Below are 20655 nucleotides of genomic sequence, written 5' to 3' on the forward strand. Positions count from 1 at the left end.
CGCCTGTCCTGGTGCACAACTGCGGCGGAGCGTCGGTGATCAGTGACGCCCGGCTTGGTCATATCGAGTACCGGCATGGTCCAGGTGCCCAGGACATGGCCCGAAAGGCAGGCGAACGGAATATCCCTGGCGAATTTAGCGAGGATTTCCTCTGGAACGGAGATAACATGGCATTGGGGACCCGGCTTCGTGCGGGGGTGGATTCCTCGCCCGAGCTGCCGAACCCGAATGGTCCGGGTCACATTCACCAGTTTGACTATGGTTCCCCAGTGGGGGTAGATGGCGCCGGTCGGTCGACGTCCAGAGTTGAGGTTGTCGTTCGCGATGGAAATATGGACAGCATATCCGAGGTGAAAAACCTGTGCCTGAGATACCAAGAGTGCCCAATTTTGACTGGGTCAAGGTCTCCCATGGTTGGATCTCGTTCCGCCTTAGTGGGCCATCTGGCCAGTATGTATGCACGGTTAGCGATACGAATGATGTGCCAGCAGAACTGTTGTCTGCGGTGGAAAAGATGTTGGGTGGATCGACAGCTGAACACGTGTCATTTGACCACGAGCCCAGCGAGATCAGATGGACCTTCTCCCGTTTTGAGGGCAAGATATGTACGATTGTCGAATCGTATGATGAGTGGGGGTCGTCGTCGGGCGGATATTTGGAATGGAAGGGGGAGTGGGTCGATTTAGCCGTCTTTGGTAGAGCGTTTCTAATTGCTACGGAGGCGTTCTTGCGAAAGCTTGGTACGGATGGCTACTCCGTAGGGTGGCCGACCTATCCGGTGCCATTATTGGCCTGCGAGAGGCTGCGTCGTAGGCTAAATGACCTGGCTTAGCGGCTCGGGTGATCGTCGGCATTGCTGCCGATTTATGTGAGTGTTCGATCGCAGGACCGTGATCAGCGGGTCCGGGAGTCCGCCGGGAGTGAAGCTCGGCGAAGTATTTTCGTTGAAGTAGAACGTCAGCTGCTCGCCGCTGCGGGACAACACCCCCATCACTGCCCGGTCAGTACACAGGTACCCGTTGGGCTCCACGATCATCGTCCACTCGCCGACGTTCGCGGCCGCGACGAGCACCAGCCCGGTCACCCGGTCGGTATGGAATACGCCGTCCTCGTAGACATCGGGACGCAGCTGCACCAGGCCGGCCGCTTCGTGCAGCCGGCTCGCCCCGACAATGTTCACCGTCTGGGTGCCGCCAAGTCGCTCGGTAACCTCTGCCGGTGCTGCCCCGCGAACGAAGGACAGGCAGAAGTTTCGGCCCAGCGGGCTGTCGTCATCGCCGAGCCAGCGGAAGTCGTCAACAGCCACGCCCTCAGCCTGCCCAACTCTGTCAGCCGGCACAGCACGTTCACAGAGAAAGAGGCGAAACAACGCACTTCGGAGGAGCGGAAGCATGCGCTTGGAATGGATGGCTACCTCGCCGGACACCGGACGATTTCCTGCCCTGTCGACGGAATCTGAGCCGGAGGACCTCGTCCAGCGGTTCGATCAGCTGCGAGCCCGCGGCGAGGGCTATCTCGACATCCGCCGAGCAGGAAACGATTACCCTGCCCTGATGCTTGGCTTTCGCGGTGATGATGCTGTACTCCACCTCGGCAGCGACGAACAGACGTTATCGCTGCTCAGAGGGGACGGCAGAGTAACCCCATTCGACACACTCGAGATCCCGACACCTGATGGACCAGTCGAGTTCACCGGCGATGTCGTTACCGGCACGGACAAGGCCTGGGCGGTTATTGACCGCTTCGTCAACGATCAGCCGCTCGACGACGTCGGAGACTGGATAGAGCTGTAAATTTCAGACCTTCTGCGCTGCGCGCCACAAGCGGCTCTCTAAGGGATGCGGAGACAATGCAACGCCGTTGCTGGACGGTTGGGAATGGCTAGACGAAGTCCCATCAGGGTGAGCGCTGGCGTCCCAAGGCCAGGTGACCGCTGACGGGTCAACCCGAGGTGTAAAGATCGGCCTGTGTCCTTGATCGGCAGAGCTCGGGAGCTCGCAGCGGTGCGTCGCCTGCTCGACGACGTCGCGGCAGGCATCAGCGGCCACCTGACCGTGAGTGGCCCGCCAAAGTCGGGCAAGACCGCGATCGCCGACGCGGCCGTGCGCGAGGCTCGGGGGCGCGGCCTGCGGGTCAACCGGGCCTTCGGCCGGCTTGTCTGGGACGACCACGATGATGGCGGCGGCCCCCGCTTGCTTGTTTGCGACGATCTTGATTGGAGTGGCGCGGACGTCGTCGCCGAGTTACGGCAACGCTCGTCGCAGCTGTCATCCAGTCCCACCGCGGTACTGGTCACTGTCACCGGGCAGCCGCCGGGCCACGCCGTGGACCTGAGGTTGGCACCGCTGACTCCGGCCGAGCTGGCCACACTCGTGTCGGGCCTGCCGCCGGATGCGATCCACGCACTGTGGCTGGCATCTGCGGGCTGGCCGGGGACAGCACTCGAACTCGCCGCGCAGGTGACTGACCCGGAAACGAACGACACCCTGGTCGAACTGGCGCTCACCACCGCGTCGCGGGCCCAGTTCCTCGACCGTGACGTGGCGTTGGTCCGGCTCCTGGAGGAGGCGGCGGCGCGCCCCCTGCCATCTACGGTCAGGGCTCGGGTACTTGCCCGCCTCGCCCGCGAGTTGCTCGGCGACCAGTCCACGACCGGCCGGCGCCGGGCTCTGATCGACGAGGCCACCGCGCTGGCACGGGCCGCCGGCGACCCGGGTGTGACCGCCGAGGTCCTCGATTGCCGTCTGCATGCGCTCTGGGACCCGGCGGCTGCCGCTGAACGTCTCACCGTCGCTTCGCAAATCGTCGGCTGCGCCCGCGCCGCCGGCGATGCCGCAACAGAGCGCCGGGGCACGTTCTGGCGGTTCATCGCGCTCATCGAGCAAGGCGAGCTCGATGCCGCCGAGGCGGCGCTCGCTGCCTACGGCAGAGCCGGCGAGCTGGACGGCGATCCGGAAGCCGGAGTCGTCGTCCTGGCGCGGCAGGCCGTACTCGCCATCGTTCGCGGCCGCTTCGCGTTGGCCGAATCGCTGACCCGCGAGGTCGCCGAGCAGGGCCGCCGGATCGGGCTCGTCGACACAGATCGCCTCACGGCGACGCTGACCGGGTGGCTTGCCCTGCTGCGCGGCACGGGCGCTGACCACATCCCACCGCTGATGGAAATGGCGCGACGCTTCCCCGGGCAGTTCTATGAGGCGACCGCGGCGCGAGCGATGGCCGAGACGGGACAGGTTGCCGAGGCGCTGCTGGAACTCGACCGGCTGCTGCCCGCGGTGCTGGCCGGCGACGGTCCTCGCTGGCTGGGAGCCGCCGCGGACCTGGCGCTGGTGGCCTCGCTCGGCGCCGCCGAGCCCTCGACGCGGGCGCTTTACCAGGCCCTCGAACCGTACGCCGGCCGCTTGGTCGTCTGGGGCGGCGCCAACATGATCGTCGGGCCGGTCGACGAGTACCTCGGCCGGCTGGCGGTACGCCAGGGACTCCTGGACGTCGCCGCTGGTCATTTCGATCGGGCCGCCGAGACCGCCGAACGGCTGGGTGCACTGCCGTGGCTGGCCTCGATCCTGGCCGCTCGTGGCCGGCCTGGCGACGCCGACCGGGCGCGCGACATCACTCGACGCCTGGGCCTCGGCTCGCCAACCACCGAGGAGTGGATCTTGCGCCGGGACGGTACGGATTGGCAGCTGGAGGCTGACGCCGAAACTGTACGAGTCCGCGACAGCCTCGGCATGCGGCACCTGCGCGCGTTGCTGGCGGCTGCGGGACGCGAGATCACCGCGCTCGATCTGGCCGCCGGCGGTGCCGGACTCCGGGCACCGGCCACCGGTCCCGTACTCGACGACACGGGCCGCGCCGCGTTCCGTCATCGGCTCGCCCGGATCGAGGAAGGGCTGGCGGCCGCCGACCGGGCGGGTGACGCCGACCTGGCCGCCCGACTGATCGCGGAACGCTCGGCGCTGGTGCGGGAACTGCGCCACGCCACGGGGCTCGGCGGCCGCATTCGCCAACAGGGCACCGAAGCAGAGCGCGCCCGGGTCAACGTCACGCGTGCGGTCCGTACCGCCCTGCAACGGATCTCGTCGCTCGCGCCGCTGGCCGGCGCGCACCTGCAGGCGTCGATCCGCACCGGCTCCTCGCTGCGCTACCAGGCCGCCGCGGGTGGGCCGGAGCGCTGGCGGCTGTGAGGCGGGCAACGAACAATTCGTACGCTGCGGTGTTACGCCTTTGTGGTTATGACGATTTTCGACCAACTGGCGGGAACCCTGACCGGTGACGCCGACGAGCGTGCTCCGCTCGTACTGCTGCACGGCCTGACCTTCGACCGGCGGCAATGGCAACCGCTGCTGCGCGAATTGGCCACGGTCGACCCGGGGCGCCGGGTTCTCGCGCTCGACCTGCCGGGTCACGGTGAGTCGCGCCATGTCGGCTATCACACCACCACCCTGGCGGACCTGGTCCACGGCGCGGTGACCAGCGCTGGCCTGCGGACTCCGACCGTCGTGGGGCATTCGGCCGGCGGTGTGCTGGCTACGATGTACGCCGCCCGGTTTCCCGCGCGCGAAGTGGTCAACCTCGACCAGCCGCTGACACTGGGTCCCTTCGGTGATCTGGTACGCCGTTCCGAGCCCGCACTGCGTGGGCCCCGCTGGCGCACGGAGGTGTGGGACCGGCTGCTGGCCGGCATGGGCGTGGCCTCGCTGCCCGCGGAAGGGCGTGAACTGGTGGAGTCCTGCGTACCCCACGCCGACCAGTTCCTTGGTTACTGGGACGACATTCTGCGGAACCCCAACGAAGTCGTCGACGACGCGCGCCGCGCCGAACTGCGCGCGATCGCACAACGTGGCATTGGCTACCACTGGGTGCTGTCGGCCGAGCCGTCTCACCCGTACGACGAATGGATGAGGGTCACCGTCCTGCCCGGCGGGCACTTCCCTCACCTCGTCTACCCGGCGGAACTGGCCGCCCTGCTCGCGGGCGCGCCGACAGCGGTCGTCGGACGCTGATCGCGGGTGTTGCCGACCTCCGGCCGGCCGAGTCGGCCGACGCGGGGCGACCACCCGGAGGTCGTACGGTGTGAGGATCCTTGCGGCATTGGTCATTCCTTCCACTGCCGCCCGGCCGGCCACGGCGGCAGGATGGGTGCATGCTCACGAAATACGCGGTGGCCGGGGAAGCGGCCGGCCTCACCGAGTTCTGGTCCCAGCGGGTGCTCGCCTCGGCCAACGGCAACCTGCTCAAGGTGGCGAAAGGCACCGGGTCAACAAACTGGCACGCGCACGACGACCAGGACGAGACCTTCCTGCTGCTGTCCGGGAAGATGACGATCCAGCTGCGCGACGGCGACGTGCCCCTGCTCCCAGGTGACCTGCTGGTGATCCCGCGCGGGGTCGAGCACTGCCCCCGCGTCGACGGGGACGAGGCCCACTTCCTGCTGATCGGCCCGGAGGTGACCTCGACCGCCGCCGGCGGCAAACCGGATTGGAGCAGAACCTGACCCGGGCCGCAGGATGCCGTTGAGCCGCCCCGCATGCGGTGAAGCAGCGCGGTCCCTCAAGCGGCCCGCAACACCTCGCCGGCCGGGCGGGACGCGCCGATCCGGGCCGGCATCGCGGTGCAGACCACGATGACCAGCGCCGTGCCGAGCACGACCGCGCCCAGCTGCCACAGCGGCGGGACGGCCAGCGCGTCGTCGTCCAGGACCTGGGCCAGGCCCAGCCCGCCGGCCACACCGAGCAGCGCGCCGCCCAGCGCGGGCAGCAGTTGCGCCGCCGACAACCCGGCGCTGACCTGACCGGGTGTCGCGCCGAGCGCCCGGGCGAGCGCCGCCGCGTGCCGGGTGTCGAGAGTGGTCGCCCAGACCACGCAGATCGCGTTGACTGTCGCCTGCACGGCCAGCATCACACTGATCACCAGCAGTCCCTGCGTCATCGCAACCCTCGGATCGACGCCGGGCGCGGCCTCCACCAGCCGATTCGCCCGGGCGGACAGCGAGGCCACGATCCCGGTGATCGCCACCGCCACCGCGAACACGCCGAGCCAGGTGCGGCGCGGGCGGCGCGCGGCGATCCGCAGCCCGAGCAGCAGCGCCACCGGCAGCCGGGCCGACAACGCGATCAGCCGGGCGTTGCGCCGTGGCGGACGGACCGTGCCCGCCAGCGCCTGGATGGTGTTGATCCGGGCGGCGCGGATCGCCGGGACGAAGGTCGCCAGCGCCGCGATGCCCAGCGCCACCGCGGCCACCACCGCGACCGTGCCCATCGTGAACGGCGGGGGGCCGGCCCGGCCGAGCAGCCCGGCGCCCGGATCGGACAGCAGCGGGGCGAGCAACCGCCCGGCGGTCAACCCGACGCCGCCGGCCGCCAGGGCGATCGCGAGATGCTCGGCGAGCAGCACCGCGGCGACCAGCGCCGGGGTCGCGCCGACGGCTTTGAGCAGGCCGACCCGGTGTACCTGGTCGGCCATCCGGCCGCCGACCAGCACCACGATGCTGGCCACCGCGACCAGCACCAGCAGCGAACTGCCCAGCATCAGCGAGAACTGCTTGTTGCGGAGCACCCAGCCGTTGATGACCTCGAGGTCCTGCCAGGTCGCCGGGGCCAGCACGGCCTGCTCGGTGACAAAGATGTGCGTGGCGGCGAAGGCCGGCGCGGCGGCCGGGTCGGCGAGCTTGAGATTGAGCAGGTAGGCGAGTGTGCTCGGCCCGGCCAGGGCGCGGGTGTCCGCCTCGGTCAGCCAGATGAGCCCGGCCGGGCCGAGGTAGAACCCGTCGGGCGGTGGCGCGCCGAGCGCCGGCCCGGGATCGCCGCCCGGGGCGGGCAGCGGGGGTTTGGCATCACCGTAGAAGATCGGAGAGAAACCCGTTTTCGGGTACGGCCCGGAAGCCGCGGTGACCGCGATCCCGCTGACCGTGAACCGGCGGCCGCCGATGTCGATCCGGTCGCCGACTCCCGCGCCGATCGACTCGGCGAACCCGGCTTCCAGAACGACCCCGCCGGGCCGGGTCCACTGCCCCGCGGACAGCGCCGGCCGGTCGACCGCCGCCGTGTTGGTGTCCCGGCCCTGAAGCCAGGCGTGCACCGAGAAACCGCCGACGGTCACCACCTTCTCGGTGTACGGGAACGGACCGCTCGACGCGGTCACCCCCGGCTCGCTGACGAGTTTCCTCAGGTCAGCGGGGTCGACGGTAGTGCCGGGCTGTGGCGCGAGCCCGAGCACGACGTCCGGTCCGGCGGTCGCCGCCCGGGTGCTCTGATAGGGCTTCTGCCCCGCTCCCTGCAACACCAGCCCGAGGGTCAGCGTCGTGGTCGCCGACGCGATCGCGACCAGCAGCAGCGCCGCCTGCCCGGGCCGGCGCCGCAGGTCACGCGCCGCCAACCGAAAGATCAACAGGGCCCGGCCCATCGCTCAGCCCTCCAGACCGGCGAGCTGGCTGAGCCGACCGCCGGTGCCGTGGGTCAGCCGGGTCTGCTCGACGAACACTCCGTCACGCATCGAGATCAGCCGGTCCGCGGTGGCCGCGACCCGGGCGTCGTGCGTGACGATCACCTGGGTCTGCCCTTCCGAGCGCAAGCCGTCGAGCAGCCGCAGCACGTCGGCGGTGGACGCGCTGTCCAGGTTGCCGGTCGGTTCGTCGGCCAGCACGATCAGGGGTCCGTTGCTCAGCGCCCGGGCAATCGCGACCCGTTGCCGCTCCCCGCCGGAGAGCGCGGCGGGCAGCCGCCCCGACTGCTCGGTAAGCCCGACCCGGTCCAGTAACTGGACTGCGCGGCGGCGAGCGACGGACGGTGACCGGCCGGCCAGCAGCGCCGGAAGCTCCACATTCTCCACCGCGGTGAGCTCGTCCAGCAGGTGGAAGGCCTGGAAGACAAAGCCGATCGTGCCCTGACGCAGCCGGGCGAGAGCTCGTTCGCCGAGGCCGTCGATCCGCCGGCCGTCGACCCAGACCTCCCCGCGGCTGGAGCGTTGCAACCCTCCGAGCAGTTGCAGCAGCGTCGACTTGCCGCATCCGCTCGGTCCCATCACCGCCACCGTCTCGCCCGGTGCGACTTCAAGGTCAACACCCTCCAGCGCGTGTACGAGTCCCGCGCCCCGTCCGTACGTCATCCGCAGATCGCGGGTACGCAGCACCGCGTTCATGGCCGCCCTTCCTGGCTCTTCTTGGGCTTCGTCCAGAATCGGGCGCAGGATTCCAGCCAGTGCAGATCTGCCTGCAGGCGAAGCACGACGCCCTCCAGCAGCAGCCCGGCCGCCGAGCCGGACGACTCGGCCAGCGCCGCTCGTTGCACCGCGGCCAGTTCGGCCAGCACCGCGTGCCGCTGCGTGTCGACGATCCGCTGTGGATCGCCCAGGCCGGCGGCCGCGGCAGCCACCAGCTTCAGATGGAACTCGGCCGGGGCCGGCTTGGGCCAGCTCGTGTCGGCCAGCCAGTCGATGACCCGCTGTCGGCCGGCCGCGGTGAGCGCGTAGACCTTGCGCTCGGACAGGTTGGCCTGGCCGACGCGCTCGGAGCTGACCAGGCCGGCGCGCTCCAGCCGGGTGAGGGTGACGTAGACCTGGCCCTCCTTGAGCGCGTCGGCCAGCGGGCCGAGCGCCAGTTGCAGGCCGGCGCGCAGCTGATAGCCGTGCGATGGCTCCTTGGCCAGCAGGGCGAGCAGCACTTCCTGCACCACGCCCAGTTGGATTCCCGGCGACGGCTGGCCGCTCGCCGCGCTCACGGCTGCCGGCATCGCTTACCCCCTAACGGTTAGGCTGGACACTAAACCGTTAGGGGTGCGCGGTCAATGCTCACAACTGTCAATTCATGAGCCGCCTGACCACACCGGCCGACGCGCCCCATGGCGCCACAGAACCTGGATAACGGCTCGCGGGCCGCTCGTCGCCTGACGGTCGTCGACGGACGCGGTCAGACGAGTTGTCGCAGGCTGCCGGTGATCTGCGTCAGCGTCGGACGATGCTGTTGCCAGTCGCGATCCAGCGCCTCCGCCGACTCGGACGTGACGGAGACGGAGAGCATGATGATCTTCCCGGTCGGAAGCGCCAAGGCCCTCGTCAAGGTGTGTGAGAAGCGTCGTTCCCCGTGCTTCGCGACGTACTGAGGAAGCACGCTGGTGTACTCCCATTCGGCCGCGCTGCTCGCGCCGGGCGGCACCGCCACGCCGGTCAGGCGGATCCGGTGATAGGACCCCTTCGGCATTCTCTCGTGCGCGAGCGTCAGGTAGGCGGCGGCCGAGATGCGCGTGTCCGTCCCGGACGGCGTCTCGACGGAGGGCCGCGCACGCAACAGCGAGCCCGCCCGGCTGTCGTCCTGATTGGCCCAGACCAGGTTCTCCTCCACCCACGGCTGGGGCAAGGCGAAGACGAACGTCTTGAAGGAGGTGACGGTGGTGAACCCGGGCGGTGGCGGCGGCAGGTTCCGCACGGGCGGGACGGCCGGCGACGACGATGTCACGGTGCTCGGCGACGGGGCGGCCGCCGTGCCGCCTCGTGGGCCGCGGTCCCGCCCGTCCGGCATCACCCAGATCAGCGCGGCCGCGATGATCACCGCGATCGCGACCGGGATTCCTGCCCACCGAACCGTCCGTGTCGACCAGATCCTCGCCACCGTGCCGCCCGCCGACGGCGACGTCAGCGCGGGAGACGACGGAGCCGCCGCCTGGCTCGCGGCGGCCGGCTGCCCCGCCTTCGCCAGCAGCTCTGCGGCGCGGTCGGCGGTCAACCGGCGGGCCGGGTCCTTCGCGAGCAGTCCCTTCAGGACCGGCCAGAGCCGGTCGGTGCCGGCCGGCCGGGCGACGCGGCCGTGAAGCACGGCCGCGAAGGTGCTCGGCACATCCTCACGGCGGAACGGTGAGTGGCCGGTCACCGTTTGGAAAAGGGTGACCCCCAGCGCCCACAGGTCGCCGGCGGCCGTGGCGGGCCGGCCGCTGACCCTCTCGGGCGGCAGATACTCCGGCGAGCCGACCATCTGCCCGGTGGCAGTGAGCGCGGTGGCGCCGTCCACGGCCGCGATGCCGAAGTCGGTCAGCACCACCCGGTCACCGTCGAGCAGGATGTTCGACGGCTTCACGTCCCGGTGCAGGATGCCGCGCCGGTGCGCCGCCTGGAGCGCGTCGAGCACCCGTACCCCGATCATCGCGGCCTGCTGCTCGCCCAGAGCACCCGCCTCGGCGATGACCTGAGCCAGGGATCGCCCACCGACCAGTTCCATGATGATCCACGGCCGGCCGTCGTCGACGATGACGTCGTGCACGGTGATGATGCCCGGATGTCGGAGCCGGGCGGCCGCCTGAGCCTCGCGCATCACCCGTGACGCAAGCTGATCAACGGCATCGCCGGTGTCCGCGCCGTCCGCCGGGAGAAGCATCTCCTTCACCGCCACGTCGCGGTCGAGCAGCCCGTCGCGGGCGAGCCACACGACGCCCATTCCACCCCGTCCCAGGCGCCGCACCAGGCGGTAACGGCCGGCGATCACCCTCGCCGCGTCTGTAGGCACCAACGAAATCTACCTTTACCGATTTTTAATAAACAGGTTCCGGGTACGAGTCCCCGGCGCCCCACGAGTGCACGACGTGTCTACGAAAGCGCGGATTCGATCCGCTCGTTGTCCTGCCGCGGGGCCAGGCGGGAACCCCATGCTGCTGGGCCGCTGGTCACGCCCTTGTGCGGAGTTGCACGAGGTGGTTGCCTCTGTCCCGTATGAGACCAGCCGTTCGGTTCGGCCGGGCTGACGTGCGGCGAAGGCGTTCGCGCGGTGGCCGACGGTGCCTCGGGTTCGCCCTCGACGTGTCGGTCGTCTCGTCGCGTCGTCCGTGGACATTGCCGCGGTTCAGAGGTGTGGTGTCATCTGAAGAGGGCGGCGGCGAGGGGCGAATTTTCTTTCACAACGGTGATGATTCGGGGTTCCAGGCCGCGCGTGCCTGATGTCTCGCCGGCAGGTCAAGGAAGCGAGTGGACTCGTCGTTCGGCCAGGTCGGGAAGGTGCCGTGCGGCGGTTGCGAAGTCGTTGTCGTCGTGCAGGATGACGAGCCCGCGGACAGCGGCACAGGCGCAGATGAGCAGGTCCACGCATGACAACGCCCGGTGTGCGCCGGAACGCATCAGGCGGTATTGGGCGGACTCTACCCATTGCCACGCCGACTTCGGTACCGGGACGTCGGGATAGAGGTCGACGAACATGGAGGTCATCTGCTCGTACTCGTCGAGGTTGCGGGCTGAGCGGCGAAACTCGGTGCGTTGGGGCTGGCCTGACCAGCTGCCGTGACCTCGCTCGCGGCCTCTCGGATCGCGGCGATCGCGGCTTTGATCCTCGATGAGGCCGCAGAGTGTCGGCAAGGGCTGTGCCCGTCGCGGAGGTGTTAGCGCGGACCCGGGGCTACGTCATCGGGTTGACGACGAAATTCTTGTCATCGTAAGGACGACGTGCTAAAAACAAGTTATCGCGCATTGACTCTGACGTTGAGATCACAGGAGGTGGGCACCATGTTGATGCGCAGCGAACCCTTCACCGAGGTCAACCGGCTCGCCCAGCAACTGTTCGGCACTACGGTCGCCGGGACCTGGTCACGCCCGACGGCGATGCCCGTCGACTCGTTCCGCAACGGCGACGAGTTCGTGCTCGCGTTCGACCTGCCTGGCGTGGACGCCGACGCGATCGACATCGACGTGGAACGCAATGTGCTCACCGTGCGAGCGGAGCGACGCCCGATCGACCTGGGAGATGACGCCACACCGCAGGTCAGTGAGAGGCCGTCGGGCGTGTTCTCCCGGCAGCTGTTCCTGGGTGACGCCCTGGACGCGGACCGGATCGACGCCGCCTACAACAACGGCGTGCTGGTGCTGCGGATCCCGATCGCGGAGAAGGCCAAGCCCCGCAAGATCAGCGTGACCGGGCGTCAGGACAGTGAGCAGAAAGTGATCAACGGCTGACCTGACGGTTCGTCACGTCAGCTGCCCACTGAGGACGACTGCGGCGGGTGGTGACCGACATGATCAGCAATCCCACAGCGCAAGCCGGCACCGCGCTGTCCCCGGAATGGGACCGCGGGTTCGACGAAGAATTCACCGAGCTCATCAGCGGCGACCCCGACCTGGTCCGCGGCGAGTTCGACGCCCTGATCGGCGCCAACTTCACCGAACCGCCCACGCCGCCCGCGCCTCCGTCACCCCCTGCACCACCCTCCGCGGCCCCACCCGCCCCGCCACACCCCGGGTCGGACCCGCCGTCACCATCGCCGACCCGGCCCCGCGAGCACGAACCCGGCGCTACCAGCACTGATCCACGACCGCCACCGTGAAGTCCCACCCGCGAGGCCGCCACCCGGTTCGGGTGGCGGCCTCTCTTTCACCACCACGGCGGGACTGGGGACGGCCCTTCCGGATGCCCGCCGGCGAGAACTCGACACGCAGGTCAGCGGTGTGGTCCAGCGGGACCTCGGCATGTCCACCGTGAAGCTGTCCAGCCGTTGTCTGGTTCATGGTCCAACGTGAAGTACTGCCGAACGCCTGCGACGGGCCGGCGCGCGTTGTTCGCGGCCGGGAGGAAGCCGCCAAATGGGCCCGAGCCCGATCCTCGGTCACGTCTGGGCGGCCGGCCACCGGGTGGTCTGCGAGCGGTGGCCCCCGCCGAAGGCGGCACGGTGTTGCAGGGGCTTGACCTCTACCGGATCCACAACGGCCGGATCACCGCCAACGACGTGTACAGCAAGATCACCACCGGTCTCGACGAGAGGTGAGGCTGACACGCCACACGCGCATGAGCAACACGGAGCTGGCGCTTACCAACCAACTAGTCGGTAAGGAGATCGATGTGGACCGTCGGCGGGCAGCTTCGACCGGCGGGGACATCCCTGACGCGGACCAGTTCTAGAAGATGGCCAGCGGGTTGACCGGCAGGCCGGTGGTGCCGGCGATCCGGGGCACGGCGACGACGAAGAGGAACGTGTAGCGGCCCAGCTCCGCGCAGATCGTGGCCGCCGCGTCGGTGGAGGCGCCGTCGACCAGGGGAATGCCGAGCCGGGCCAGCCCGAGCCGGTGCAGGGCGCCGGGGAACTCGTCCTTGAGGGGCGGGTGCGCGTCGCCGATGTCACCGGCGTAGATGGCGATCCCGTGGTCGTGCATCCAGCGGACCGCGCCCACGGTCATGCCGGGCATTCCCTGGCCGAAGTCGGTGCCGCTCGCCCAGCCGGCCCGGATGACGAGGGCGTCGCCGGATTGCACCTCGACGCCGGCGCGTTCGGCCGCGGCGTCGAGGTCGGCGGCCGTCACCGCGTGACCGGCCGCGAGGCGGGTTCCCGGGGCCAGGTCGAGCAGGACGCCCCGGGTCAGGATGCCGTCGGCGTACACGTGGGTGGCGCCGTGGGTGACCCCGGTCATGCCGGAGCTCTCGTGCTGTGGAACGCCGGGGTAGACCTGCCCGTCGGTGACGAAGTGGCCCATGGCGTCGAGGTGGGTGATCTCGGGGTGGTGGGTGTTGACGATCATCAGCTCGGCCATCGCCATCGGCGACGCCCCGGTGAAGAGCATGGCGGTCTGGACACCGGTCGTGTCGGCGCTCATCCGTGCCATCGGCCCGCCGACCAGCGGCGCGGGCCGGGTTTCCTGGGCCAGGGAGACCGTCCGGCCGGTGCGCGCCTCGGCGGCGCCGCGCGCCCGGGCCTCCGCGGTGATGAGGTTGACCGCCCCGAGCTCGTCCTTGTCGCCCCAGCGGCCCCAGTTGGTGGGGAATTCGGCGATGTTGATGTCGGTCATGGAGTGATCGTCGACGGGCCGGCCGGTGCCCACCAGCCCATTCCGGTGCCCATCCGCTGCCCATTCTTCTGGGCGACGCTGGCTACAGTCGGGCGCGTGACATCTCTCGGACACACCCTGCGGGAGTTGCGGCGGCGGTCCTTCACCGGCCGGGAGGAAGAGGTCGCCGCGTTCCGGGACGCGCTGGGCGCCCCCGGCGTGATCTTCGTGCATGGGCTCGGCGGGGTGGGCAAGACCGCCCTGCTCGACGTGTTCGCCGACCTGGCCGCCGAGAAAGGCTTCGATGCGGTACGGGTGGACGCCCGGCACCTGACCCTCGGGCAGGGAGCGCCGCCCGTCCTGCCCGGCGATGTGCCCGCGGTGCTGTTGATCGACACGTACGAGCTGCTGGAATCGGTCGACGACTGGATCCGCGACCACTATCTGTCGGCTCTGCCGGCGTCCTGCCTGGTGGTGATCGCCGGGCGGCGTGCCCCCGGGCCGCGGTGGCGCACCGACCCGGCCTGGCGGACCTTGACGCGGGTGATCGCGCTCGGCAACCTGTCGCCCGAGGAGGGGCGCGCCTACCTGTGCGCCCAGGACGTTCCCGGTGAGATGCACGATCGGCTGCTGACGATCAGCCGTGGCCACCCGCTGACCCTGTCGATGATGGCGGATGCCGTACGGCGCGGTGCCACGCCGCGATCGCTGTCCGACCAGCCCGACACGGTGAGCGCGTTGCTGGCGCTGATCATCGACGAGGTGCCGAGCGCCCGGCACCGCACGGCGCTGGAGGTGTGTGCGCTGGTCGCCGTCACGACCGAGGACCTGCTGCGCGCGATGGCCGACGGCGATGCCGCCGAGTTGTTCGCCTGGCTGCGTACGCAACCGTTCATCGACGAGTCCCCGTACGGGCTCTATCCGCACGACGTGGTCCGTGACGCCATCACCGCCGATCTGCGCTGGCGCTCCCCGGCCCGGTACGCCGAGCTGTACCGCAGAAAATTCGCCGTGTTCCACGAGCTGGTCCGGGCGACCGCGGATGAGCGGGAGCGGCTGGAGATGTTGGTGCTGACCGTCGTGCTGAACGGCGCCCGTTCCCCGCTGGCCGCGTTCGCTTCGCTCCCACCAACCATGCGGGCGTACGCCGACCAGCTGCATGACCGTGACCGGCCGGCGATCGTGGCCATGACCGCCGACCGGCAGGGGCGCGACCAGGCCGAGCTGGCGGCGTACTGGATGAATCGCCGGCCCGAGGCGTTCCGGGTCTTCCGCACCGAGACCGGCGAACCGCTCGGCTACGGCGCGTGCCTCGACCTGACCGAGGCCGATCTCGGCGTGGACCCGGGCGCCGACGCGATGTGGGCGTACACGTCGAAGTACGGGGCGCCGCGCTCAGGTGAACGGGTCCGGGCCTGGCGCTTCTTCCTCGACCGCGATCACGGGCAGCGCCCGTCGCGGTCGCTGACCCTGTTCGTCGCCTGGCAGATGCTGGACAACCTCCTGGTCGGCGACGACGCGGCGTGGAGCTTCGTGGGCGCGTTCGAGGATGCCGAGCTGTGGGCCCCGGCCATGGAATCACTCGGCTTCTGGGCGGCGGCCGAAGCCGAGTACACGGTCGGCGAGTCCCGGTTCCCGGTGTTCGCGCACGACTGGCGCCGGACCGGCGTGGCCGGACTGGCCGACCGGCTGCACGCCCGGCAGATCGGCGCGCCGACCCCGCCGGCCGGGGAGGTCCTCGGCGAGGCGGTGCTGTCCGAGCCGGAGTTCACCGATGCCGTCCGCTCCGCCCTGCGCAGCCTGCACACGCCGGAGCTGCTGCGGTCGAACCCGCTGCTGACTTCCCGGGTGGTCCGGCAGCACGGGAGAGCGGGACGCGCGCCCACCGAGACCCTGCGGGACCTGCTCGACGAGGCCGTCGCCACGCTGACGCCCGAGTCCGGCGTGGTGATCGATCGCACGTTCCTGCGGCCGGCCGGCGCCCAGGAGCGCGTCGCGGACTCCCTGCACCTGTCCTTCAACACCTACCGGCGGCACCGGGACAAGGCGATCGCCCAGCTCACCGAACTGTTGTGGGAACGCGAAACCGGATCCCGCCGCGCCTAACCCGTCTCGCGCTCGTCGGTCGGCAGAGTGTGCCAGATGTCGAACGCCACCGACGCGGCCTGCTCGGCGTCGCCGGCGGCGATCAGGTCGATCAGCCGGGAGTGCAGCTCGACGGAGGCGTGGCCGTCGGCGCTGAAGCGGAGCCGCTCCGCGCGGCGTACGAGCGGATCGAACTGTTCGAGCACGGCCTCGAGGGCGTGATTGCCCAGCGCGGCGACCGGGATCCGGTGTACTTCCTCGTCGGCGTCCAGGGCCGCGGCGAGGTCGCCTGAGTCGAGCGCCCCGGCGAAGCGGCGGTTGGCGTCCCGCATGCGGTCGAGGTCGTCGTCGCCCAGGCGGCCCGCGGTCTGGCGGACGGCCAGGGCGTGCATGGCCGCGATGACGTCGCGAGCATCCCGCACCGACGGCGTGTCGATGGCGCTGACCCTGGTCGATCGACCGGGCAGGGTGACCACCAGGCCGCTGCCCCCGAGGCGCAGCAGGGCTTCGCGGACCGGAGTGCGGCTCACCCCCAGCCATTCGGCGAGCTCGCCGTCCTTGAGCTGCTCCCCGGGCCGGAAGGTGCCGTCGACGATGGCGTCGCGAAGACGCCGGTAGACATCGTCACGCAGGAGCAGACGGCCTACGGCGGGGCTACCCGGCGGAATCGGCATGCAACATATTGCACACACTACGCACGGTTCGACAAATCGATGCGGGGCGCGCCCGGGGCGCGGTGTGGCGTGAGATGTCAGCCGACCAGCGACCGCACCGCGGCGATGATCTCCTTGAAGATGGTGATCAGTCCGATGACGACACCGATGGCCAGGGACAGCGTCTCCAGCCGGTTTCGGGGTGACCGACCGGCCGAAGCCACGGCGCCCGGAACGGCCGGCGTCCGGTCGACCGCCACGGGCCGGTCCGATGGCCCGGTGGGCACGGCCGGCTCGGGTGACCGACGAACGGGCGGGCCGGGCGTCGGAAGTGCGGGCGTGGCGGGCTCGGGCGTCGGAAGTGCGGGCGTGGCGGGCTCGGGCGTCGGAACTGCGGGCGCGCCGGGCTCGGGCGAGACCACGCCGTCGTCGGGTGCGGGGCGGGGCAGGCCGCCGCGGAACCGGCGCAGCGGCAGGCCACCGATCACGAGTACGGCCACGATGCCGACGACCGTCGCGGTGACGGTCGCGGCTCGATAGCCGATCGGCGCGTACGTCTCGTACGCGCCATAGCCCGCGAATGCCACACCCAGCACCGCCGCCACGACCAACGTGACGCCCACGCCCAAGGAGTGCGCGAGCGGCGGCCTGGCGGCAGCGCGGAAGCCGGCCACGAGAGCCACCGCACCGAGAGCGGCGGCCCAGGCCCGCAGAACCGCCTCGTCCTCACTGCCGTTGTACGGCAGCGCCACCGACAGAAGCCCGGCAGCGGCAAGCACGCCACAGGCGCCGCTGAGGCCGGCCATCCGGAACCCGTACGCGAACAGCAGCACGCCCAGCCCGACCACCGCGATCAGCAGCGCGGCGACCGTCATCGGCGTCTCCCAGCCCGCCCGCAGCCACCACCAGACCTCATGCTGGGTGATGGCGACGGCCAGCCCGGCGACGCAGAGCAGACCGCCACAGATCCGGGTCGCAGCCTCACCGAGCTCCGACGCGACCAGCAGGAGACCGGCGGCGAGCACCACCGCGGCCGTGGTGCCGACCACCCCGGACCCGCCCTCGCTGTCGATCAGCCACCAGGCCGTGGCCAGGCCGAGCAGACCGGCGGCCACCGAGGCGAGTCCCACCCGGGTACGGTTCACGGCCACCTCCGCAGCGTCGTCGCCTGCCGTCAGTGTTCCGCTTGGCGACACCGCCTACAAGGGACCGTGCGGATCGGCCGCACGGGATCGGCGAGCAGCCGCGGATGGCCCGGGCGGGTTGATGGTCTCGGCGGGGCGGAGCCGGCCGAGCTCACCGGCTCCGGGTGGTGAGCAAGGCGTACACACCGAGGGTTTGCAGCACTCGCAGCGGCAGGCCGGTGGGGTTGGTCACCTGGAAGGTGGTGCGGCCGGCGGCGTCGTGGCGGGCGGAGAGCAGGGTGGTGATGCCGCCGCAGTCGCAGAAGGTGGTCAGGGCCAGGTCGATCAGGAGTTCGGCGGCGCCGGTGCGCAGGGCGCCGGCCATGGCGCGACCGAGGTGCCCGGCGGTGTACATGTCGATCTCACCGTTGACGGCCAGCCGGATGCCCGCGGTGGTGGGGCGGCTGATGATCGAGAAGGCGGCGGCGGGGTCGGCGTACGGCGCGCTCGTCATGGTGTACCTCACCTCGCCTCGTCAGCAGGGTGCGGCCGGGCCGGCCGGACGGCGCCGAGGGGGCGCGAGTGACACCGTCACCGTACGCGCGTCCAGATCGATTCCACGATCGGCTGACCAGCGGTTCCTGGCGGTCTGATATACCGTTGGGTCGCGAGGGACGGTGTCTCGTCCCTCAGCCCGCTGCCCCAGCCCCTGGTGGCGCACCACGTTCTGTCAAGGTGCCCGGGAGCAGCTGTGACCGTCGAGAACCGTCCGACGAAGAGTTCATCGTGACCGCGGATCGACCCGCGCGGGCACAGCCGATGGAGCCGCCGTACCTGCTCTCCGCCGTCATCAGCCGCCGCGGGGTCGGTGTTGCCGTCACCGGCGACGCCGGCAACACGATGGTCGAGATCGCCGCGCACGGCCGCTGGTCGCCGCTGCTGTGCCAGCACCTGACCGCGACCCTGCGCCTGTGCCTGGCCGGACCGTCCGCCGCGATCATCGTCGACCTGCACGACCTGGGCGATCCCTACGGTGCCAGCCTGCCGTTCTGGGTCGCGTCGGCGCAGCAGGCCCGGTCCGGGAGCGCGCCGGTGCACCTGGCGTTCTGCCTGCCCAGCGCGGCCGCGTTGAGCCGCCGCCTCCGGGGCGTCCAAGGATCGCAACCATCCGTGTTCACCATGGTGCCCGAAGCGCGCCGGGCGATCGCCGCGCGGATATCGCGCGCGGACCGGATCCAGGCTCGCCTGGAGCCCCGGCCCGCGTCCGTCAAGGCCGCCCGTGACCTGGTCACCGAGGCCTGCCGGGCCTGGCATCTGCCCGAGCTGCGGCACGACACCTGGCTGGTCGTGTCCGAGCTGGCCGCCAACGCGGTGCAGCACGCCCGCACCGACTTCATCATCACCCTGTCACGCAGCGGCACCCGGCTGCACGTCGCGGTCCACGACTGCGTCAGCCGGTTCCCGCGCCCGGGCGAACCGAGTCCCACCAGCCCGCAGGCCTCGCTCGACGAACGGGGGCGAGGCCTGCGGCTGGTGCACACGATCGCCTCGGCGTGGGGGGCCATCCCGACCCGGGACGGCAAGGTGGTCTGGGCCACGGTGACATGACCGGCGGAACGGTCAGGTACCGGGAGGGCCAGGGAAGGACGCGATCGGAGGGGGACTGATCAGGCGCCGGATTCTTGCTCGCGCTTGTAGGACTCGTTCTGCTGGAGGGCCTCTTCGAGCTGGTCCTCGAGAACGATGATGCGGCAGGCCGCTTCCAGAGCGGTTCCCTGCTCGACCATCTCCCGGGCTCGCGCGGCCAGGCGCAGCTGGTAGCGGGAATAGCGGCGGTGTCCGCCGGCCGAGCGGAACGGGGTGAACAGTTTCGCCTCGTCGAGCCGGCGCAGGAAGTCTTGTGAGGCGCCCGTGATCTCTGCGGCACGGCCCATCGTGTAGGCGGGGTAGTCGTCGTCGCCGAACATGTCGTCGGATAGAGCCATATAGAAATCTTTCATGACGAGGGCCCCGGCGCGAAAGCGCCGGGGCCCAGGGTTATGGGTTACACACCATCTACCGACACGATCGTCGGGTTGTCTTATCCGCACCTACCGCCGCTGGCGGCATGGGGTGCGAGGATCGCATAAGCGTGACCGGAGACCACCTCTCGTTCGATGGAAACTGCGGTGTCCGCCCCAGAGCTCAGAACATGTTCTGGTCGCGGGCGATCCAACGGTGTTCAGCCCTCCCTTTCCTCTGCTTCCAACATCTGACGTGCTACTCGCCGGTGTCGAAGCCCCACGCAAACTTCATGGCCCCGCACACGTGCGACGAGCGTTGCCCTGACCTGGAATTACGTCAAGGTCTTGTCTTGCCACTTGCCGATCTTGCCTTGCCACTTACCAATACCTGTGCCGAGCGAGCCCGCGACATGGGTGTCGGCGTGAGCCCTGCTTGACGCTCGGTCACTTCGTCGGCTTGTTCCGCGATCTCGTTGTCAACACCAGGAACATTAGACGACCTTGCCGAGGATGTCTAGTACTTCCGTCATAGATTTTCTCGGCGAGTTTTCCCAGCTTCGGCGAAGGAGGATAGCGTCGGATCCGGGCCGGGTCGTTCGTGGAACAGGTGAGCAGAACGGCTGACGGGCGGCGGACGAGCCGCCGCGGCACGACCCAGGGAGCCATGGGATGACCCGGTACTTGATCTCGTTCAACGACGGCGCGATGGACCACATCCCCGACGCCGACTGGCCCGACGTGGGCAAGGCCGCGCACGCGGTGATCCAGGAGGCCGTGAACGCCGGCGTGTTCGTCTTCGGGGCCGGACTCGAGCGCCAGCGGGCGAGCGTCGTGGCCACCGACGGGCTGGTCACCGACGGCCCCTACCCGGAGACCAAGGAGGTCATCGGCGGGTTCGTGGTCGTCGACGTGCCCTCACGCGAGGAGGCGCTGGCGTGGGCGGCCAAGGTCGCGGCCGGGTGCCGTTGCGCGCAGGAGGTCCGCGAGCTGATGGCCGACCCCGAGACCGACGCGATGCTCCGCCGGGCCGGCCGAGGGTGACGGGGCCGGCCCGGCGGGCGTGACGCACCA

20 protein-coding genes are annotated in these 20655 nt (G+C 70.0%); 9 read left to right on the top strand and 11 right to left on the bottom strand.

Annotated features, from left to right (window positions below):
* Window positions 1–814: 814 nt before the first annotated feature.
* A complete protein-coding gene (locus tag AB0O15_RS23455; protein WP_364322141.1) occupies window positions 815–1306 on the bottom strand; it encodes a DUF6461 domain-containing protein in 492 nt (163 codons plus the stop codon).
* Between the two features lie 85 nt (window positions 1307–1391).
* On the opposite strand from AB0O15_RS23455, the gene AB0O15_RS23460 reads away from it, so the two are divergent.
* From AB0O15_RS23460 to AB0O15_RS23475, 4 genes are all read left to right on the top strand, one after another.
* Window positions 1392–1793 (top strand): hypothetical protein, encoded by a 402-nt coding sequence (locus AB0O15_RS23460; RefSeq protein WP_364322143.1) that lies wholly within the window; start codon window positions 1392–1394, stop codon window positions 1791–1793.
* A 210-nt stretch (window positions 1794–2003) separates the two neighbouring features.
* Window positions 2004–4181: a hypothetical protein gene (locus AB0O15_RS23465; protein ID WP_364322145.1), complete on the top strand. Its 2178-nt coding sequence runs from the start codon at window positions 2004–2006 to the stop codon at window positions 4179–4181.
* Between the two features lie 48 nt (window positions 4182–4229).
* Complete coding sequence (locus tag AB0O15_RS23470) at window positions 4230–5000, top strand: alpha/beta fold hydrolase (RefSeq protein WP_364322147.1); 771 nt, start codon at window positions 4230–4232, stop codon at window positions 4998–5000.
* Between the two features lie 140 nt (window positions 5001–5140).
* Window positions 5141–5491: a cupin domain-containing protein gene (locus tag AB0O15_RS23475; protein ID WP_364322148.1), complete on the top strand. Its 351-nt coding sequence runs from the start codon at window positions 5141–5143 to the stop codon at window positions 5489–5491.
* A 56-nt stretch (window positions 5492–5547) separates the two neighbouring features.
* Here AB0O15_RS23475 and AB0O15_RS23480 read toward each other — a convergent pair whose 3' ends face one another.
* The 5 genes from AB0O15_RS23480 to AB0O15_RS23500 all read right to left on the bottom strand — a co-directional run bounded on the left by AB0O15_RS23480 (window position 5548) and on the right by AB0O15_RS23500 (window position 11325).
* Complete coding sequence (locus AB0O15_RS23480) at window positions 5548–7371, bottom strand: ABC transporter permease (protein ID WP_364322150.1); 1824 nt, start codon at window positions 7369–7371, stop codon at window positions 5548–5550.
* A 30-nt stretch (window positions 7372–7401) separates the two neighbouring features.
* Window positions 7402–8133: an ABC transporter ATP-binding protein gene (locus AB0O15_RS23485; RefSeq protein ID WP_364322152.1), complete on the bottom strand. Its 732-nt coding sequence runs from the start codon at window positions 8131–8133 to the stop codon at window positions 7402–7404.
* Complete coding sequence (locus AB0O15_RS23490) at window positions 8130–8723, bottom strand: PadR family transcriptional regulator (RefSeq protein WP_364322154.1); 594 nt, start codon at window positions 8721–8723, stop codon at window positions 8130–8132. Before AB0O15_RS23490 ends, AB0O15_RS23485 begins: the two co-directional genes overlap by 4 nt.
* A gap of 176 nt (window positions 8724–8899) precedes the next feature.
* Window positions 8900–10486 carry a serine/threonine-protein kinase gene (locus tag AB0O15_RS23495; RefSeq protein ID WP_364322156.1) on the bottom strand — a complete coding sequence of 529 codons (1587 nt, stop codon included), beginning with the start codon at window positions 10484–10486 and terminating at the stop codon, window positions 8900–8902.
* A 443-nt stretch (window positions 10487–10929) separates the two neighbouring features.
* Entirely contained in the window at window positions 10930–11325 is a 396-nt protein-coding gene (locus AB0O15_RS23500) for a hypothetical protein (protein WP_364322158.1), read from the bottom strand.
* A gap of 147 nt (window positions 11326–11472) precedes the next feature.
* Here AB0O15_RS23500 and AB0O15_RS23505 point away from each other — a divergent pair, with 147 nt between their 5' ends.
* Both AB0O15_RS23505 and AB0O15_RS23510 read left to right on the top strand, forming a co-directional pair.
* Entirely contained in the window at window positions 11473–11919 is a 447-nt protein-coding gene (locus AB0O15_RS23505; protein WP_364322160.1) for an Hsp20/alpha crystallin family protein, read from the top strand.
* Window positions 11920–11978: 59 nt separating this feature from the next.
* Window positions 11979–12287, top strand: coding sequence for a hypothetical protein (locus AB0O15_RS23510; protein WP_364322162.1), 309 nt, complete (start codon window positions 11979–11981; stop codon window positions 12285–12287).
* A gap of 568 nt (window positions 12288–12855) precedes the next feature.
* Here the strand turns inward: AB0O15_RS23510 and AB0O15_RS23515 are convergent.
* Complete coding sequence (locus AB0O15_RS23515) at window positions 12856–13740, bottom strand: cyclase family protein (protein WP_364322164.1); 885 nt, start codon at window positions 13738–13740, stop codon at window positions 12856–12858.
* Between the two features lie 96 nt (window positions 13741–13836).
* Here AB0O15_RS23515 and AB0O15_RS23520 point away from each other — a divergent pair, with 96 nt between their 5' ends.
* Window positions 13837–15825, top strand: coding sequence for an ATP-binding protein (locus tag AB0O15_RS23520; protein WP_364322166.1), 1989 nt, complete (start codon window positions 13837–13839; stop codon window positions 15823–15825).
* Here the strand turns inward: AB0O15_RS23520 and AB0O15_RS23525 are convergent.
* The 3 genes from AB0O15_RS23525 to AB0O15_RS23535 form a co-directional block, all read right to left on the bottom strand.
* Window positions 15822–16478 (bottom strand): GntR family transcriptional regulator, encoded by a 657-nt coding sequence (locus tag AB0O15_RS23525; RefSeq protein ID WP_364322168.1) that lies wholly within the window; start codon window positions 16476–16478, stop codon window positions 15822–15824. The two genes, AB0O15_RS23520 and AB0O15_RS23525, sit on opposite strands and share 4 nt — an antisense overlap.
* A 77-nt stretch (window positions 16479–16555) precedes the next feature.
* The gene (locus tag AB0O15_RS23530) at window positions 16556–17608 is read right to left on the bottom strand and encodes a hypothetical protein (protein WP_364322170.1); all 1053 of its coding nucleotides are present in this window, start codon (window positions 17606–17608) and stop codon (window positions 16556–16558) included.
* 145 nt (window positions 17609–17753) lie between these two features.
* Window positions 17754–18095: an STAS domain-containing protein gene (locus AB0O15_RS23535; RefSeq protein WP_364322172.1), complete on the bottom strand. Its 342-nt coding sequence runs from the start codon at window positions 18093–18095 to the stop codon at window positions 17754–17756.
* 272 nt (window positions 18096–18367) lie between these two features.
* On the opposite strand from AB0O15_RS23535, the gene AB0O15_RS23540 reads away from it, so the two are divergent.
* Window positions 18368–19189: an ATP-binding protein gene (locus AB0O15_RS23540; RefSeq protein WP_364322174.1), complete on the top strand. Its 822-nt coding sequence runs from the start codon at window positions 18368–18370 to the stop codon at window positions 19187–19189.
* Window positions 19190–19248: 59 nt separating this feature from the next.
* On the opposite strand, the gene AB0O15_RS23545 is transcribed toward AB0O15_RS23540, so the two are convergent.
* Window positions 19249–19566 carry a MerR family transcriptional regulator gene (locus AB0O15_RS23545; RefSeq protein ID WP_364322175.1) on the bottom strand — a complete coding sequence of 106 codons (318 nt, stop codon included), beginning with the start codon at window positions 19564–19566 and terminating at the stop codon, window positions 19249–19251.
* Between the two features lie 687 nt (window positions 19567–20253).
* Between AB0O15_RS23545 and AB0O15_RS23550 the strand changes: the two genes are divergently transcribed.
* Window positions 20254–20625 carry a YciI family protein gene (locus AB0O15_RS23550; RefSeq protein ID WP_364322177.1) on the top strand — a complete coding sequence of 124 codons (372 nt, stop codon included), beginning with the start codon at window positions 20254–20256 and terminating at the stop codon, window positions 20623–20625.
* The last annotated feature ends 30 nt before the right edge of the window (window positions 20626–20655 follow it).

The sequence above is a fragment of the Actinoplanes sp. NPDC089786 genome (assembly GCF_040684855.1).
Lineage (GTDB): Bacteria > Actinomycetota > Actinomycetes > Mycobacteriales > Micromonosporaceae > Actinoplanes.

Excerpts from the sequence above, each read along its gene's own strand:
- AB0O15_RS23545 (WP_364322175.1), bottom strand. The coding sequence starts at position 19,566 with ATGGCTCTATCCGACGACATGTTCGGCGACGACGACTACCCCGCCTAC.
- AB0O15_RS23460 (WP_364322143.1), top strand. The coding sequence starts at position 1,392 with ATGCGCTTGGAATGGATGGCTACCTCGCCGGACACCGGACGATTTCCT.
- AB0O15_RS23475 (WP_364322148.1), top strand. The coding sequence starts at position 5,141 with ATGCTCACGAAATACGCGGTGGCCGGGGAAGCGGCCGGCCTCACCGAG.
- AB0O15_RS23470 (WP_364322147.1), top strand. The coding sequence starts at position 4,230 with ATGACGATTTTCGACCAACTGGCGGGAACCCTGACCGGTGACGCCGAC.
- AB0O15_RS23485 (WP_364322152.1), bottom strand. The coding sequence starts at position 8,133 with ATGAACGCGGTGCTGCGTACCCGCGATCTGCGGATGACGTACGGACGG.
- AB0O15_RS23490 (WP_364322154.1), bottom strand. The coding sequence starts at position 8,723 with ATGCCGGCAGCCGTGAGCGCGGCGAGCGGCCAGCCGTCGCCGGGAATC.
- AB0O15_RS23515 (WP_364322164.1), bottom strand. The coding sequence starts at position 13,740 with ATGACCGACATCAACATCGCCGAATTCCCCACCAACTGGGGCCGCTGG.
- AB0O15_RS23535 (WP_364322172.1), bottom strand. The coding sequence starts at position 18,095 with ATGACGAGCGCGCCGTACGCCGACCCCGCCGCCGCCTTCTCGATCATC.
- AB0O15_RS23525 (WP_364322168.1), bottom strand. The coding sequence starts at position 16,478 with ATGCCGATTCCGCCGGGTAGCCCCGCCGTAGGCCGTCTGCTCCTGCGT.
- AB0O15_RS23550 (WP_364322177.1), top strand. The coding sequence starts at position 20,254 with ATGACCCGGTACTTGATCTCGTTCAACGACGGCGCGATGGACCACATC.
- AB0O15_RS23510 (WP_364322162.1), top strand. The coding sequence starts at position 11,979 with ATGATCAGCAATCCCACAGCGCAAGCCGGCACCGCGCTGTCCCCGGAA.
- AB0O15_RS23505 (WP_364322160.1), top strand. The coding sequence starts at position 11,473 with ATGTTGATGCGCAGCGAACCCTTCACCGAGGTCAACCGGCTCGCCCAG.